Genomic DNA, 16,238 nt, shown 5'->3' on the forward strand with positions numbered 1-16,238 from the left:
TGGCGAATTCCACCTTGATTATCGCTCCTTAATATTTAGATGCGTTCGCCCTGCTCTTAGGGGTGACTTTTGCTTTTTGTGGTTACGAATTCAATTTGGGAGAGTGTCAACCCTTTTTTTACCCTACTAGATATAATTGCCACTGAGTATGAGAGCTACTTCTTTAGCAAAGTAGGTCAAAATCAAATCAGCACCAGCTCGTTTCATACTTGTTAAGCTTTCTAAAATAATCTTTTTCTCATCTATCCAACCCATCTGTGCAGCAGCTTTAATCATGGCATATTCCCCACTGACGTTATAGGCAGCAATAGGTAGTTGAGTGGTATTGCGGATTCGATGAATAATATCAAGGTAAGCTAGGGCAGGTTTTACCATCACAATATCTGCACCTTCAGCAATATCTAAACTTACTTCTTTTAAAGCTTCTCTGGCGTTAGCGGCATCCATTTGATAGGTCTTTTTATCCCCAAACTTCGGGGTTGAATCTAAAGCATCTCGGAAAGGCCCGTAATAGGCAGAGGCGTACTTTGCAGAATAAGCCAGAATCCCTACATTAATATAACCAGCTGCATCTAAGGCTCGACGAATAGCCCCGACTCTACCATCCATCATGTCAGAAGGTGCAACAAAATCAGCCCCAGCTTCAGCTTGTGTCAATGCCATTTTGACTAATATTTCGACGGTGGGATCATTCAGAATAGTCCCCTGGTCATCAACTAAACCATCATGACCATGAGTAGTAAAAGGATCAAGGGCAATATCTGTAATGACGACAATATCTGGAACTGCTTGTTTAATTGCTTTGACAGTACGCTGTACTAAACCATCTGGGTTATAGCTTTCTGTCCCAGTTTCGTCTTTGAGTAATTCTGATATTACCGGGAAAAGTGCGATCGCATTAATACCTAAATCAAACGCCTGCTGTATTTCTGGCAGTAACAAATCTAGTGTATGGCGATAACACCCTGGCATTGAGGAGATTTCGACTTTTTGCCCTTCCCCCTCCATCACAAACAATGGATAAATCAGATCATTAACACTCAGTGTTGTCTCTCGCACCATACGCCGTAAAGCAGCTGTACGACGCAGACGACGAGGACGATGTAGTAGGATGTCGGTTTTCATCAATGAATCTTGCACTGTCATAATGAAAATTCTTATGATATTGATAACGATTATCATCTCATAAAAATAAATTTAATAAGCACAGGCAATTTGCTGTCTAGAGATGACTTCAAACAGCAAGAATCAACAAATCAAGCTGTCATTAAGGGCTTTTAGTTAAAATCGCAACCCTACACCACCTTGAACAGAGACAGCTGCACCACCGCCATTACGGTAGGCATCAAAAGCGATAATGGCGTTACCAAACAGCACAGTATTACTGTTAGGAACAGCGTAATCAACACCTGGTTGTAAGGCAAAACTAATTTTGTCCCCCACAGGAGAAGCACTATCACCACCGGTTAACACCAAGCCAGCTCCTAAATAAGCATCCGTTTGCCAATTCAGAGGCACATCATAGGAAACGGTAGGTACAACTGCCGTATTCTGACCAACTAAAGCTTGAGAGCGAAAAGAAATTGGTGCTTCTAAAAGCTTATAGCGAAAAGCCAACACCCCACCAACTTGTACACTATCGGTTATGCCAACAGTCGGCCCTATACCTACGTAACTACCATATGCCACTTGAGCCTGTGCTGGCTGAGTATTGATAGCCAAACTCAATATTGAAATTGCGCCTAAAGCCGTAACTAAATGAGGTATATATTTCATCACCCAACTCCTCACACTGTCTTAGATTTACCAAGTTTAATTTAATACTTATGCTAAAGGCAAAAATGATTTTTTAGTGAGGACAAATCAATTCAAAATTCAAAATTATACTCCTCCGGAGTAGGCTTACGCCTGCGTAGCAAAGCAAGCTACGCGTTAGCGTCACGCAGTGAAGAACTCCTAGGAATTGGGAATCATCAGTTATCAGTCACTTGATAACTGATTTAACTCCCTTGTCTCCCCTACACCCTAACTTACGGACACACAGGATGAATACCGCCTTGAGTACAAATATAGGCAATTTGTCTATCCTCTAAGTTTTTGACTTGAGAAAAGTCTACGCCTTTAACTACCGCAGATACTGCGCCGATGTCTGGGGTTTGTACAAATTGATCTGCTGGATCTTGTCTATTGGGAGTGAGAATCGCCCCCTTAAAATTAGCTCCGGCTACATTTGCTCCTCGTAAATCAACCAGACTCAAGTCGGCATTTTGCAAGTTAGCATTTTCTAACTGGGCAGAGCGTAAAATCGCACCCGTCATACGAGTCGCACTCAGGTTAGCATTACTGAGATTAGCCCGTTCCAAATCTGCGCCGGAGAGGTCTGAAGCTTGCCAATCAGTTTTACTTAAGTTAGCAAATGATAACTGAGTGCCGATCGCAATCACGCGACCAAGACGCGCACCATATAAGTTCGCATCTTTAAATTTAGCATCTCCTAGGTCTGCACCAGTTAGGCTGGCGTTTTCTAGAACTGCACCGCGTAAATCAGCCCCGACTAACTGCCCACTGCTGAGGTTAGCACCTACTAGACGTGCATTAGCTAAATTAGCTCGGTTGAGGGTAGCACGACTTAAATCACTACCAGTCATGATCACACGACTGAGGTTAGCATCAGTGAAATTGGCTTGTTTCATCTGAGCCTGGGTTAAATCAGACACTATATCGTCGTAAGTGTCAAAGCGTCCATCTTCACCGGCACTGCGGAAACGGCTACCCTTAAAGTTAGCTTGGTTGAGATTGGCCGATTTCAACTTGATTCCTGATAAATCAGTGTTTTCGAGTACCAAGTTAAAAAAGGAACTACCAGGAGTGCCACTTTGTCCTAATTGGACGCGGCTGAGATCCAGACCTTGGGTTTGACCGCTATAAACACTGAGAATTTTGTTGATGGTTTGCTGGTTAATTTGTAACCGCTTTTGTCTTACTTCCCGTTCTGCGGATGTGCTGCTGATAGACTGTAACTCGCCGGACAAAAACTGATTTTTGTTATGTAATTCGGTAATTGCAGGAATACCAACACTGATGAGTGCTTGCTGAATGGTATCTATGAGGATGGGGTTGGTTTCATTCACCATCATATCAGCCAAAAACTGGATAGACTGCTGATCATTGAGACTACCCATAGCGAGAATTAAGCTTTGGCGTTCTTGCAGGCTAGCTGTAGAGTCAGGACTCAATTGTTTGACGAGTGCCAAAAACTGTTGACTGTTAATTTTCTGAGATTCCTGATTGCTTTGCTGAGTCTGGAGATAAACTTGTGTGCCAATTAAAGTAGCCAGCACCGCCGTCATACTTGTGAGTGCTACCCCAAACAAAGTCAGGCTGGGATTTTGCTGCATCCGCCGCCATAATGATATTAAATTGCTGTCATCTGGAGTAATAGCTATTGCGGCTGTTGCTAGTGCCTCATTTTCCTTTGGTGTAGCAGTCTGACTACTGCTAACTGGTAAATTCCGGGTATTATTTACGACATCGGCTGAGGGTACAGAACGATGGGCATCGACGACGTAAGTACCAGCTAGCCAATCATGTAATGCTTTGCGTCCCCGGCGTGCTGGTAGAGCTAAACCTTCGCCTAGTACCATCAATACTGCTAAAGATGTGAATAATCCTAAATTGGGGAAGGCGAAACTATAACGCCAGAGAATGTAGGCAATGGACATAGGCACAGTCAAGCGGCCAATACCTTCACGGACAAATACAGCTGCTAAACCTGGTGGTGTACCTTCTTCGTTGACAACCCGCACACCAAACCAACGCTTAGGTAGGGTACTTCCGGTTTTTGCCAGTAAATATAATTGCCACCAAGATAGGACTGTAGGCGCGAATAAAGCTACTGTCCATAGAAAATTAGTCGGCCAAGCCACATTGCGAATGCCATAGCTTGCAGGTAACGCCAAAGGACGTGCGATCGCTCTTTCTGTTACTACTAGTAGAGGGTTAAGTGGGACTCGATTGATATCGCTGCGAGAATTGGCATACACGCCCAAGCCGAAGGGAACTAACCCACTGGCAACTAAAAGAGCAATTTCTGCCGTCCAAGCTGCAAACCGCCTTGTGACTAGCGAATTAGTTTTTTCTGTATTTTTTGTGCGGTTAGATTGATTAGTATTATTTTTTTTTACAATTGGGGTTGCCATTAGATAATTCCCTTTAATTTATTTTTGTGCCGCTTGGGAGTGCTGAGTGCTGAGTAGTGTTAGCGGTAGCGCGGCGTTTAGCCGGTGCTGAGTAGTGAGTAGTGAGTAGGTAGGCATTGTATTTTTCTCCCCCTGCTTCCCCTGCTTCCCCTGCTTTCTTTTCCCCAGTCCCCAGTCCCCAGTATCGAGTCCCCCACAACGGCTATTTATTTTGTGCGTTACCAGATACAAAAAATTTGTATCCAACATACACTAAACCAGCTAACAGTGCCAGACTTAGAGCAGATACGACTAGTTTCAGCACCATTTGCACAATTGACAAGCCTAATAAGGCTGCCACACCTACAAATACGAGCTTGCTTGTCCCTGATAAGTTTTGAAACCAGAGTTTTCCTCTTTCTAACTGCTGTTTCCAATTGAGCCAACTAAACTGGGAAGTCTGTTGTGGTGCTGACTTTGGAGATGCAGAATTAAGATCAGCCTCCAATTGTTGGAGGCGACGTTGTAAGTCTTCTTCTGATTGAGGATTCATGATTTTTTTACCTCAGCTAATACACTTTATGGAACAATAAACCCACGAAATTTTATTCATGAGAATTCACGCAAGTAAAATTCAAAATCAGGTTAAATTTACTACTTTGCATTGTAAATTGCGGCGTAAGATTGGCGTACCCACCCACCATAGGTGTTGGCGCAGCCTACCGTAGGTCATCGCCATTTTCCCAAATTTGTAATTTTTCGTCCCTGCATCAGTCCCCATTATTATCTAGTGGTTTTGTTTGTGATTTTAGCTAATGTCTTAGTGTCAAGTACCTTTTTCTGTCGGTAAAATTAACTATTGGCTCTTGTTGTTGGGTTTAGCTGTCACCATTCCTAACTCAAGTTCTATAAATTAAGAATTTTATTAATTCTGTAGATATATACTTAAATTATTCTCGGTTTCCTAATAATTTATTCACTTCATGTAATTTTCATACTTTAGTTATATATAGTTAAATAAATTTATAAAATTTTATACATAACTACTCAGGAACAACGCTTATTAATCAGCGTCTCTGAAATTAGAAGGTTTATAACAAAAATTATGTTGAGATACTGATAAATTATGAATACTATTAATGTATTGAAAGTTATTTCTACTACACTTATTAGCAGTGTAGTGCTTACGGAAGCGATCGCCTTATTTGGGGCGCAGCCTATCTTGGCTCAAACACCCATGATTCAAATGAGTCGTAACTTAAGTTCAGATCCATTAGTTGTCAATGGTACATCCGACAAAACTGTTCCTAGCAACTGTGGTAATATCACTGCTACACCTAATCAAGTCATCAGAGTGACAGAGGCTTTACCCTATCTGCGAGTTACAGCTAAAAGCCCAGTAGGAAAAACCACGTTGTTGATTTATGGGCCTGGAGGGCGTTTTTGCGTTATGGCAGATAGTTTATCTGATAGCTACCCTGAATTATCAGGTTATTGGATACCAGGCGATTACTCAGTCAATGTAGGTAATTTATCTCACAAAGAGTATAGCTATACCATTGAAATTTCGCAACAAAAGAAACCAAAAAAGTAGGGACTGGGGACAAATCAAGTCAAAAGTCAAAAGTCATAGACGCGAAAGCGGCTTCCCGAAGGGTAAGTCAAAATTAATTAACTCCTGGGGATTGGGGACTGGGGGAAAAGAAAGCAGGGGAAGCAGGGGGAGAAAAATACAATGCCTACCTACTCAGCACTCAGCACTCAGCACCGGCTAAACGCCGCGCTACCGCTAACAGCACTCATGCTAACCTTTCAGGAACTCGATGATGATCTCTCAGTGGTGCTTTCATCCATTGGAAAGCTACAAGATTTAATAACAAACCAATCAAAAACAATAGCAGCATTAATGTGATTTGATACCAGATCACTTGGGGTAAGAGTACGTCTACTACCAAATGAATGAAATTGAGAACGCTGTAGAATACAGTCAATCCAAAGTGAATTACTCTATAGCGTCGATTATCAGTAAAAACAGTAGCAATTATTGCCAAAATAGGTAGGGCGAAAAAGCCTAACATCAACCACATAATTCCTGATATTTGATTGATTGATTTCACTGTGTGAGATTCAATTACATTCAGTCCGTGAAAAAGTGGCATTAAGCCTAATTGGGTATGAAACAGTGTTCCTAGAAGGAATACTATCCACAGGGCAATGATTTTTTCCTGATAATTATTGGACATATGCTGGCCATTTTTTATAACTTATAACCAATGCGACGGAGTAAGTTATGCCGGGCGTTCACATCCTCAGTTGTCTCTATGCCTTTGGGTGAAAAACCATCAATCACCCCAAGAATACCTCTCCCTTGCTCGGTTTCAGCTACGATTACCTGTACGGGATTAGCTGTGGCGCAGTAAATTTTACAGACTTCTGGACATTGCTTAATAGCATTGAGGAAATTAATAGGATAGGCTTGTTTGAGTAAAATAATAAAGCTGTGACCTGCACCTACAGCTTGAGCATTTTTTGTGGCTATTTCTTCTAAGGATAGATCATTACCAGCAATTCTAATCAAGCAATCTCCTGATGCTTCACAAAAGGCAATACCAAATTTAACTTGAGAGGATATCCCCACCATAATTTCATATAGGTCTTCTACGGTTTTGATAAAGTGGGTTTGCCCTAAGATGAGGTTACACTCTTCAGGCATTTCCAGGTTAACTGCTTTAAGTTCCATGTTGCTTTGAATTGGGTGGTGTAGTATTTCACTTAATATCAAATATCAATTTTGTTGGTGTTGTTGAATAAAATTAGGAAAAGTTCACGCAGAGGCGCAGAGGCGCGGAGGTAGGGAGGTACAGAGGCTATCATAAAACAAATTCTCTGCGTGCCTCTGCGTTTACCTCCGCGCCACTCTGCGTTTAGACTTTCTTACTTAGTTGAGACTGCAAATCTTTCCAGGTGACACCTGCTAGGTTCGGGAGAACTATATGGGCTTTTCCTACCCTTTCTGGGGGGCCGATACCTATAGCCCACATACCACCGGCTAAGGCGGCTTCAACACCTGCGCCTGCATCTTCTACGACTACACATTGCTGTGGGTTTAAGCCTAGCTGATGGGCGGCGTAGAGAAATAAATCGGGGGCGGGTTTGGGTTGTTGGACGCTGTAACCGTCAGCGATCGCATCTACTTGATCAGCAATCCCCAATTTTTCGATCACTGATTGGGCATTTTTACTAGCTGAACCGATCGCAATTTTAATCCCAGCTTGTCGCAGTTCATCCAAAAGCGCGATCGCACCTGGTAATAAATCCTTGGGTGTAATATTTTTGATCAGTTCCACATAGTAGCGGTTTTTCCGTGCCATCATCTCTTGAATTTGGTCTTCTGAATAAGTCATATCACCAATAATCAGCATCAGGGAAGCGCGGCGAGATATACCCCGTAAAGCTTCATTAGCCTCCCGATTAAAGGGAAGACCTTCTTCATCTGCCAGTTTTTGCCATGCTAAGTAATGATATTCAGCAGTATCTGTCAGTACCCCATCGAGGTCAAAGATAAATCCGCGAATGTCGGGGGATTGGTTGTCCCCTCTAGTCCCCTCCTTTTCCCCAGTCAAATCAAACTTGTACCACTCACCGCGCCAGTGTAGCTGAAACTTTAAGCGTGACCAACCAGGGGGTAGGTGAGGGTTAGATACAGGGCCATTTTCTGTAAACTGAATACCTCCAAAGCCAAAAACTACCGCTTGCCAAACACCCCCTGCACTAGCACCGTGAATTCCATCTTGGGTGTTACCGCGATGATCTTCTAAGTCCACCATTGCCGCTTGCATAAATCGTTTGTAAGCTATGGTTGATTTGCCTAAATCTGAAGCTAAAATGCCATGAATGGCGGGGGCTAAGGATGAACCATAGGTAATGTCAGTGCGGGGTGCGTAATAATCCCAATTTGTTGCTAATACTTTTTGGTCGTAAGGAAACTCTGCCGATGTCCGCATTAAGTACAACAGCATTAAGACATCTGGTTGTTTGAGAACTTGGGTGTGGTTAGTTCCTTCCATGCCCAAAATAGCTTGGATTGATTGGTGGCGTGGTTCGTAGTCGGCTAAATTAATATCTTTTAATTGGAAAAATCCCTCAAATTGTTCAATAAGTCCGGTTGAGGGGTCGTAAAGAATCCAGATTTTATTGATGATATCTTGCCAGTAGCTTTCGATTTCTGGGGTAAGTTGCAGCTTTTGGGTTAGTTCGGCGGCGCGTTCGGGGAAATTTTGCTGCAACCATGCACAAACTTGCAAGGCTTGTTCTAAATGCCATTGCACCATCCGGTTAGTGAAGGTGTTGTTGTGGACAAATTCGTGATACTCATCTGCACCAATCACGTCTCGAATTTCATATCTGTCATACTGGGGGTTAAATTCAACTCGACTACCCCAAAAGATGGCTGTATCGAGGATCATCTCTGCGCCATAATCGCGCATCCACTCATCATCGCCGGTGGCTTGCCAGTAGTGACAGACGGCGTAGGCGATATCTGCGCTATTATGAATTTCGCGATCGCGGCACCAAATTCGCACGTCTTCACCATAATAATCGTCTGGTAGTGACCAACGAGGGGTAACTTCATCGCCTGTATCAGCACTTTCCCACGGATACATTGCACCTTTGAAGCCGTAATGAGCAGCTTTACGCCTTGCACCGGCTATGGTGTGATAGCGGTAACTGAGTAAGTTTCGGGCGACATCTGGCTGGTTATAAGTGAAAAAGGGCAGAATAAAAATTTCTGTATCCCAAAAGATATGACCGCGATAACCAAACCCTGACAAGGTTTTGGCAGCAATACTGACTTGATCATCATGGCGGGGGGCGGCAATTAATAGCTGAAAAAGATTGTAGCGCACAGCAAAAGCGGCTGTGGCATCGCCTTCTATGACTATGTCGCTGGTTTGCCACACTTGATCCCAAGCTTTTTGATTGTCTGTAAATAATGTTGTGTAATCAGCTATGTCTACCAGTTTTTCGTGGGCGGCGATCACTGGTGTTTTCGTCTCCCGTGAGGTAAAAACTGTGACTATATTTTCTACTGTCACAGTTTGTTGGGCTGTGACTAAAAAGGTGGTGCTGATGCTGGGATAACCAGGTACAGTGTTGATTTGTACAGAAGCTTCTGTCCCTGAGATGGTCATTTTTGCTGCCATCCCAATTTCAATGCGGGTGCTGCGGGTGCGACTTTGTAACCAAATACCCTGATCGGTTTTACCTTGGTCTATTCTTTCCCAGTGATTGAAACCTTGGTTTTCTGCATAGCCATTGATGCTAGCCTGAAATTCGATTAAGGCATCGCCATCATAGGATGTTAAGTGGCAGCGTTGCCCTAAAATATGTTCATCTGCAAGAGAGGTGAAGCGTTCAAAGTGGATATCAATAATCTTATTTTTCGGACTGCGCCAACGCACCCAACGACTCAGCAGACCATGACGCAAATCTAGTTGTCGTTTGTATTGTAAGACTTCCCCTTGATCGAGACGGAAGCGATCGCCATTAATTGTTACTACCAACGGTAGCCAATCAGGACAGTTAGCCAATTCTGTATAAACAACTGGCACATCATCATAAACACCATGAATAAATGTTGCTGGCAACCCACGAGTATAGCCTTCTTCAAAACAACCCCTTGTGCCTAAATATCCATTACCAATGGTAAAGATAGTTTCCCTAACATTTATTTGCTCAGGGTTAAACTGGGTTTCAATTAATCTCCAGTCTTCATAGATAAAATCACCAATGGTATCTTGTTTATTCATAGCCCATATTCTGCAAATAGTAGGAGTTGGGATGTAAGCTAGTTTTGGCTTAATTTATTTTTGAATTTTGACCCTTCACTTCGTTCGAGGGCAAGATGCAAGAATTTTGAATTGGAGCTAACGACCCATGTGTTTATCTAAAATCTTTTCTGCTCTAGGTTTATAAATTAGATGGAATAAAGTTTCCATATAACGCACTCTAGCTTCACTATTTTCAGGAGCAGCAAAGTTCCAAAAACTAAATATTTTAGCCACTGATAATAATTGATTGCTGTGTAACTGCCAATTATATTTGTGATGAATGCGCTGACTTACCCATTCAGAAATTTCTTGCCAGGATTCGGGATGGCAATCACATTTTTCTAGAAAGGTGATAATCTTATTGGCTGCTCCTTCTAAGTCTGTGGGGTTGATATGAAAGCTATTACCGTAATCTTCAATAATTTCTAAAGCACCGCCAAACTTAGTTGCAAAAGTTGGTAAGCCGGAAATCATCGCTTCCAAAATACTGCGCCCAAAGGCTTCAAATCGGGCAAAATGCACGTAAATTCCTTGTAAATCAGCCGCTACTCGGTAGGTTTCCCCCACTTCAAAGTTAGGTAGTCGCATTCCCACCCAACGAATTTTGTTGTGGAGTTCATACTGATTGATCAAGTCATGCAGTTTTTGGATTTCTGCTGCTTCTGCTGGGTTAGCTGCTTCTGAAGTATGCAGTTTACTAGTTAAAATAATTAGGTTACAATGCTCCTGCAATTTTACACTTTGACCGAAACATTCCACTAAACCGGTCAGATTTTTAACGGAAGTAATAGGAGCTACTGCCAAAATGGGACGCTTTTGATTATTATCTAATCTACCAAGAATTTGGGGATGTTCTTCATGTAAGAGTAAGTTATAAATTTTCTTGGTTAAATTAGGGTCTCGCTTGGCTTTTTGGCTGTGATGAAAGAAGACTTGTTCATTCACCCCAGGTGGAATCATATTAAATTTAGGACTAAACAAATCTATGCCATTTACTACATGATATAGGTGGGGCATAGTAAAACATTTATATGATTCATACTGTCCTATACTGTCTGGTGTCCCGACAATTTCTTGGTAGGATGACGTGATAATAACATCTGCCGCATTCATGGCAATTAAATCGGCAGTAAATTGTGCCGAAAAATGATATTGTTCTTCAAAATCTGGCCAATAAAGATTACTGAATAAGTGTTTCGGTTTTTCTAAAGAGTGGGCAATATTGCAATGAGTAACTTTTAAATGCCGGGCAATTAGAAAAGCAACCAAGTTACCATCTGTATAGTTACCAATAATTAAACTAGGTTTACCTTTAAATTGCGTGAGTAATTCTTTTTCTGCATCGTCAGCAAAGGTTTCTAAATAAGGCCAAATATCAGATTTAGATATCCAGTTGTTCGTAATATCTGGATTAAATTCCCTAAAGGGAACGCGTAATATCCAGGCGTTTTCTGTATCATGCACCTTTTCTAGCCGCAAGTTACAGAATGTTCCTTCACAGTTAGGAATGAGGCGAGTGAGAATAATTACATGGGGTTTAATACCGAACAGGTCAAGACCGGCGAGTTTAATTTCTTCCCGCAGTTTTTTTTCTAAACTCCTCGCTTGTTCCAAGACATAGATGACCTGTCCCAAGGTTTCATCTCGTCCCATAACATCTTCTTGCGCTACCCAGCCGTGGACGGAAACTAACACCACACGAAAGATAGCGGGGACACGAGAGACAAAGGTTTCCAGAATCGCAGGTTGAGGTGCTTCAATCAGCCTTTCTAAAAGTGTGAAAGTTTCGAGAGTACGGGAAGCCGTGTTTCCCCAACCTGGTTCAAAACCTAGTTTTTGCAAGTCAAGGTGAAAGTTGGTGTAGGGTTCTTCACCTTGTCGCTGACTGAGAAATTGAATGGCTTGGCGAATTTGTTTAGCTAGTTGAATACCAGAGGAAATGCGATCGTTGAGTAATAAACGAATATTATCGTATTTTAATGCTTGTAAGGCTAAATATATTAATTCAAACCAATACTGGGTATCAGTTTCTAATTGACTGCATAGATAATGATTGAGGAAAGCTAGACCCTGACCAATATTTCTAGGGTCGCGAATTCTGGGGGAGTTTTCATCAAATGCTTTGAGGTCGATTTCTAAAATGTGAGGGTCGTAGGCATTGACTAGGCGATCGCTCACATCTAATAATATCTGAGATGACATCACCTCAAACTTGCTAAAATCTGATGTCAGTCGCCAAACTTCTTGGTTAGCAATTCTGGGACGCACCACAAACCAAATAGCTTCCTCTTCTAGAATGATTTCATGGGTGTAGTGAATTAATTTGGCAACAGAAGAAGAATAATAAAAGTATGTGGGTTTTTGGAATTGATGACAGTATTTCGCAAAACTTTGCAGAATCTCGTTTCTGAGGAAGTAACGTTTACCTTCAGCCTCTAGTGCAAATATCAACTGACGCAGAGTAGCTTTTTCTTCACTATCTGCCAGAATACATTGGTGTAGTTCATACATGGTGATTTTTTATCACTCTATGAGGTTAGCACTAAGGATTAAAGTCCTGACTACTAACTTGTTGAGAGGTTCATTTCGCTTTTATGTCTTCATGATATACAAGCTTTAATACCCATTACTTCTAGCTGTGGGATGAGAGTTGTGGCTGTTAAATGCTGAGTTGTGTAAAGCCCTGCGGGCATAGCTGCGCTTAGAGCAGTAGCGGGGCGTGAGCAGCGTGCTAATTTTGAATTGTCAGGTAAAAAATGCCAAATTGGCTTAATTTTTTGTCAAAAAACTAGTATTCTGTATTTAAGTTAACTGTTTTGTGGCAAATATCCTGGTTTAAAATTTATCCTCTAAATTCAGAGAAGGTGATGAATGTAGCATTTACTAATCAGATGAGGTACATCATCGTCTCTTCCTTGCTTGCGGAGAGTGAGTTAGGGGTGGGGTTCTTGTACCTAACTGAACCGAGAAATGCTGTAAGCAAAATATCACAATTAATTAATATGAAAATCAGCCTTAAATGTAGAAGAAATAATTTTCAATTAATTTACTGATCATCAAATTTCTCAATGGTCTACATCCTTAAAAAAAAGTTACCTGAGAGATAATTATGAGCTATCAAATTCCTTCTTCACCTAAAAGTTTTCATAGTGCAATTACTCATGAGCAACTGAATCAAGTTATTGCAGCTATTACTGATGGTAGATATTCCTGGGCTTGTGTGTTACTTTTACGTTTCGTTGGTTACAATCCACTTCACTTTATCCCTCAACGAACTTATAGCCGTTTAATGAAAGAAAATAGACAAGTTCCTACCGTAGGCCTATCAATTAACAGTGCTGAGTTGAAAGATTATTCATAAGGGGCGGGGGATTTCTCAAATGGAAAGTGCTGTTAATGATACTAGTACCGCAAAGCGGAAGTCAAAAGTCAAAAGTCAAAAGTTTAATATACCAAGGCTTTTGCTGTTTTGAAATGGTCTGCTTATTTACGCCATGCTGTACTAATTCATCAAATTTCAATTGAGGGATAAGCTTTTTTTGTAGTAAAGACTTTAGTCCTTAGAAAAATCAGGACTAAAGTCCTTACTACGAACAGACCGCCAAATCATTCGCGCAGCGTCTGTCTTTGCTACGCAACGCTACCGCGAACTACAAAGTGGTACGGGGAATGCAAAAAAAGTCATTGCCCCGCCATTAATCTTACACTCCTAAGAGTAAGATGTGGGATGAATGGCAGTTTTAGCTAACTATATTTACTAAACGATTCATCCTTCTATAGTTATAAGCTTCTTAAATTCTCAATTTAAAAAGCTTATAACTATTTCTGATGGATATCATTGGATTTTAGTGAGGTTAAGTTGAATATTAAATAGTGATTTTAGGGTAATTATCAGATGTTAGCAAGTTATCGTTACTGAAAAATACAAGTATTACGGAAATGTAATTGTCTTATGTGATGCTATTTGTATACTTAAAATTCCTAGCAATAAACTTGGATAAGGCTTAAATAGCGAAGATTTAAGTGGAATTTAGCTTATAGCATTAAAAGACACACAAAAAATATTACAGCGATCGCCAGATTTCAAAATATTAATTTTATGTAAAAAAATTTAACTAGACTAATCAATCTATAAAATAGGATAATTCCTTTAAACTAAGAGTTCATCATAGTCTTAATTTACAAATAGAATAATCTTTAAGCATCCCACAACATTATCAATACTCGCAGTATTTTCTCATTTGGATCATCAACTTGGCTGAGTGCCTAGAGTAATACTGATATATGTAGGGTGAGTCAGCGAGATAAATCCTGGAAATACCAAGAAATTATTCATCCTGACACACTCTACCAACAGCCAATTTGGAATGATTGATTTTTTGGTGTCCCCTAAAATCATGACAATTGACGAATTAACTATGCAACTCGACCAGCATCTCATTGATTTACCTAATCTATATCATGCTATCAATCGTTACCCTCTGACGATTGACCCTGATAGTTATATAGTCGATGCTATTAGCTTGATGTATCACAAAAGAAGCCAAATCTCAACGCTCACCAGTTTAAACGCAGTTTGCAATGCACGCAACTGGTATTTACAAAAAACTAGCTGTGTTTTAGTTGTAGAGGCAGAAAAAGTCTTAGGCATCTTTACAGAACGAGATATATTTAGGCTGGCTGCGTCAAGTATAGATTTTTCTCAAGTTAAAATGGCTGAAGTCATGACACAGCCAGTCACGACGATGAAACTATCACATTTTCAAGATATTCTTACAGCCTTGTCGGTACTGCAAAACCATCAGATTGGCCATTTGCCAATTGTGGATGATGATGAACGCTTAGTAGGAGTTGTGACTGCCACCAGTTTGCTACATGGGTGTAATCAGTTACCATTGGTAAGTATTGTTGAAGCTGTAAATAAACCACAAATTGAGTTACATCAGTCAAGTCCAACGTTACAGTATTCAACTGACTACTCATTTAAGCTGCGAGAAAATCTCACAGAGTTGGGTATATCCCAGGAGCTTTGGCAACAAAAAATCATTGAGCGTCACAATACTGAAGAAGCATTGCGACAGAGTGAAAAAACCTATCGCCAGTTAGTGGAAAGCCAAACAGATTTAATCCTCCGCGTTGATCATTCAGCGCGGATTAAATTTGCCAACCCCTCTGCGTGCAAACTTTTTGGTAAATCATTACATGAGTTGATTGGCGATTCTGTATTTACTCTGTTTCCTAGTGATGAATTACCTCAAGCTGTAGAAAACTTCAATTTGTTGAAGTCTCCACCTCATGACATAACCATCAAAGAGCAACCAGCATTAACAGTTAAAGGTATTCGTTGGATTGAATGGAAGATAGTTGGTATCCCAAATGAATACAAGGAAGTTGTAGAGTTTCAGGCTGTAGGAAGAGATATCACCGAACGCAAACAAATAGAGATCGCATTGCGAGAAAGTGAAGAGAAATTTCGCTGTTTTGCTGAAAACACTCATGCTTTAATTTGGATTGCCCAGTTAGAGTCAGGGGAAAACTTATACGTTAATCCAGCTTATGAACAGATTTGGGGACGTTCATGTCAAAGTTTACGTAATCAGCCATTCTCTTGGATAGAATCATTACATCCCGACGATCGCGATCGCGTTATTGCCAAAGTAGAGCGACAAAAGCACGGTGAAGCCACCAATGAAGAATATCGCATTCTGCGACCTGATGGCTCGGTGCGTTGGATTTGGGATCGGGGTTTTGCCATACGTAATGAACAAGGCCAAATATATGCTTATGGCGGCGTTGCTGAAGATATTACCGAACGCAAACAAACAGAAGAATTACTGCGCCAGAGCGAAGAAAGATTGAGTTTAGCTCTCATATCTGCCCATATGGGGATATTTGACTGGAATCTATTGACAAATGATACCCTCTGGTCAGCCAATATGGGGCTATTGTATGGACTACCCCAGGGTACTATCTGTCCTAGCCCGGAAGCATTTCTGGAGTTAGTTCATCCTGAAGACAGAACATCTTTTCAAGATGCAGTTAAGTGCAGTATTGAGCAACATCAAGAATTTGCCATTACATATCGAGTAATTTGGCCTGATGGCAGCATCCACTGGCTAAGTTGTAGAGGTCAAACCTACTATAACGAAATGGGTCAACCCATCAGAATGGTTGGTAAGTAGCTAAACAAAATTAATTACATAGTTTGTACCAAACTCTCGAAGAATCT

12 protein-coding genes are annotated in these 16,238 nt (G+C 41.1%); 3 read left to right on the top strand and 9 right to left on the bottom strand.

The features are described 5' to 3' along the window. Positions 1-126: 126 nt before the first annotated feature. From hemB to ACM0OR_RS25670, 5 genes are all read right to left on the bottom strand, one after another. Positions 127-1,146, bottom strand: a complete 1,020-nt coding sequence (gene hemB / locus ACM0OR_RS25650) for a porphobilinogen synthase (RefSeq protein WP_414579274.1) — start codon at positions 1,144-1,146, stop codon at positions 127-129. A 135-nt stretch (positions 1,147-1,281) separates the two neighbouring features. Further along, complete coding sequence (locus tag ACM0OR_RS25655) at positions 1,282-1,776, bottom strand: hypothetical protein (RefSeq protein WP_414579275.1); 495 nt, start codon at positions 1,774-1,776, stop codon at positions 1,282-1,284. Between the two features lie 254 nt (positions 1,777-2,030). Beyond that, a complete protein-coding gene (locus tag ACM0OR_RS25660; protein WP_414579276.1) occupies positions 2,031-4,199 on the bottom strand; it encodes a pentapeptide repeat-containing protein in 2,169 nt (722 codons plus the stop codon). 13 nt (positions 4,200-4,212) lie between these two features. Beyond that, positions 4,213-4,398, bottom strand: a complete 186-nt coding sequence (locus ACM0OR_RS25665; RefSeq protein ID WP_414579277.1) for a hypothetical protein — start codon at positions 4,396-4,398, stop codon at positions 4,213-4,215. A 3-nt stretch (positions 4,399-4,401) separates the two neighbouring features. Further along, a complete protein-coding gene (locus tag ACM0OR_RS25670; protein WP_190700230.1) occupies positions 4,402-4,731 on the bottom strand; it encodes a hypothetical protein in 330 nt (109 codons plus the stop codon). Positions 4,732-5,304: 573 nt separating this feature from the next. Here ACM0OR_RS25670 and ACM0OR_RS25675 point away from each other — a divergent pair. Further along, on the top strand, positions 5,305-5,772 hold the full coding sequence (locus ACM0OR_RS25675) for a hypothetical protein (protein WP_414579278.1): 468 nt from the start codon (positions 5,305-5,307) through the stop codon (positions 5,770-5,772). Positions 5,773-5,977: 205 nt separating this feature from the next. On the opposite strand, the gene ACM0OR_RS25680 is transcribed toward ACM0OR_RS25675, so the two are convergent. From ACM0OR_RS25680 to ACM0OR_RS25695, 4 genes are all read right to left on the bottom strand, one after another. Further along, positions 5,978-6,421: a hypothetical protein gene (locus ACM0OR_RS25680; protein ID WP_414579279.1), complete on the bottom strand. Its 444-nt coding sequence runs from the start codon at positions 6,419-6,421 to the stop codon at positions 5,978-5,980. Positions 6,422-6,435: 14 nt separating this feature from the next. Then, positions 6,436-6,918, bottom strand: a complete 483-nt coding sequence (locus tag ACM0OR_RS25685) for an adenosine-specific kinase (RefSeq protein WP_414579280.1) — start codon at positions 6,916-6,918, stop codon at positions 6,436-6,438. Positions 6,919-7,102: 184 nt separating this feature from the next. Next, complete coding sequence (pgmB, locus tag ACM0OR_RS25690) at positions 7,103-9,988, bottom strand: beta-phosphoglucomutase (protein ID WP_414579281.1); 2,886 nt, start codon at positions 9,986-9,988, stop codon at positions 7,103-7,105. Between the two features lie 117 nt (positions 9,989-10,105). Continuing rightward, positions 10,106-12,520, bottom strand: a complete 2,415-nt coding sequence (locus tag ACM0OR_RS25695; RefSeq protein WP_414579282.1) for a sucrose synthase — start codon at positions 12,518-12,520, stop codon at positions 10,106-10,108. Positions 12,521-13,118: 598 nt separating this feature from the next. Here ACM0OR_RS25695 and ACM0OR_RS25700 point away from each other — a divergent pair. Continuing rightward, positions 13,119-13,370: a HetP family heterocyst commitment protein gene (locus ACM0OR_RS25700; protein WP_323264636.1), complete on the top strand. Its 252-nt coding sequence runs from the start codon at positions 13,119-13,121 to the stop codon at positions 13,368-13,370. Positions 13,371-14,406: 1,036 nt separating this feature from the next. Beyond that, positions 14,407-16,191 (top strand): PAS domain S-box protein, encoded by a 1,785-nt coding sequence (locus ACM0OR_RS25705; protein ID WP_414579283.1) that lies wholly within the window; start codon positions 14,407-14,409, stop codon positions 16,189-16,191. Positions 16,192-16,238: the final 47 nt, after the last annotated feature.

The organism is Anabaena sp. CCY 9402-a, assembly GCF_963920945.1.
Lineage (GTDB): Bacteria > Cyanobacteriota > Cyanobacteriia > Cyanobacteriales > Nostocaceae > Trichormus > Trichormus minutissimus.

Excerpts from the sequence above, each read along its gene's own strand:
- hemB (WP_414579274.1), bottom strand. The coding sequence starts at position 1,146 with ATGACAGTGCAAGATTCATTGATGAAAACCGACATCCTACTACATCGT.
- ACM0OR_RS25655 (WP_414579275.1), bottom strand. The coding sequence starts at position 1,776 with ATGAAATATATACCTCATTTAGTTACGGCTTTAGGCGCAATTTCAATA.
- ACM0OR_RS25660 (WP_414579276.1), bottom strand. The coding sequence starts at position 4,199 with ATGGCAACCCCAATTGTAAAAAAAAATAATACTAATCAATCTAACCGC.
- ACM0OR_RS25670 (WP_190700230.1), bottom strand. The coding sequence starts at position 4,731 with ATGAATCCTCAATCAGAAGAAGACTTACAACGTCGCCTCCAACAATTG.
- ACM0OR_RS25675 (WP_414579278.1), top strand. The coding sequence starts at position 5,305 with ATGAATACTATTAATGTATTGAAAGTTATTTCTACTACACTTATTAGC.
- ACM0OR_RS25680 (WP_414579279.1), bottom strand. The coding sequence starts at position 6,421 with ATGTCCAATAATTATCAGGAAAAAATCATTGCCCTGTGGATAGTATTC.
- ACM0OR_RS25685 (WP_414579280.1), bottom strand. The coding sequence starts at position 6,918 with ATGGAACTTAAAGCAGTTAACCTGGAAATGCCTGAAGAGTGTAACCTC.
- pgmB (WP_414579281.1), bottom strand. The coding sequence starts at position 9,988 with ATGAATAAACAAGATACCATTGGTGATTTTATCTATGAAGACTGGAGA.
- ACM0OR_RS25695 (WP_414579282.1), bottom strand. The coding sequence starts at position 12,520 with ATGTATGAACTACACCAATGTATTCTGGCAGATAGTGAAGAAAAAGCT.
- ACM0OR_RS25700 (WP_323264636.1), top strand. The coding sequence starts at position 13,119 with ATGAGCTATCAAATTCCTTCTTCACCTAAAAGTTTTCATAGTGCAATT.
- ACM0OR_RS25705 (WP_414579283.1), top strand. The coding sequence starts at position 14,407 with ATGACAATTGACGAATTAACTATGCAACTCGACCAGCATCTCATTGAT.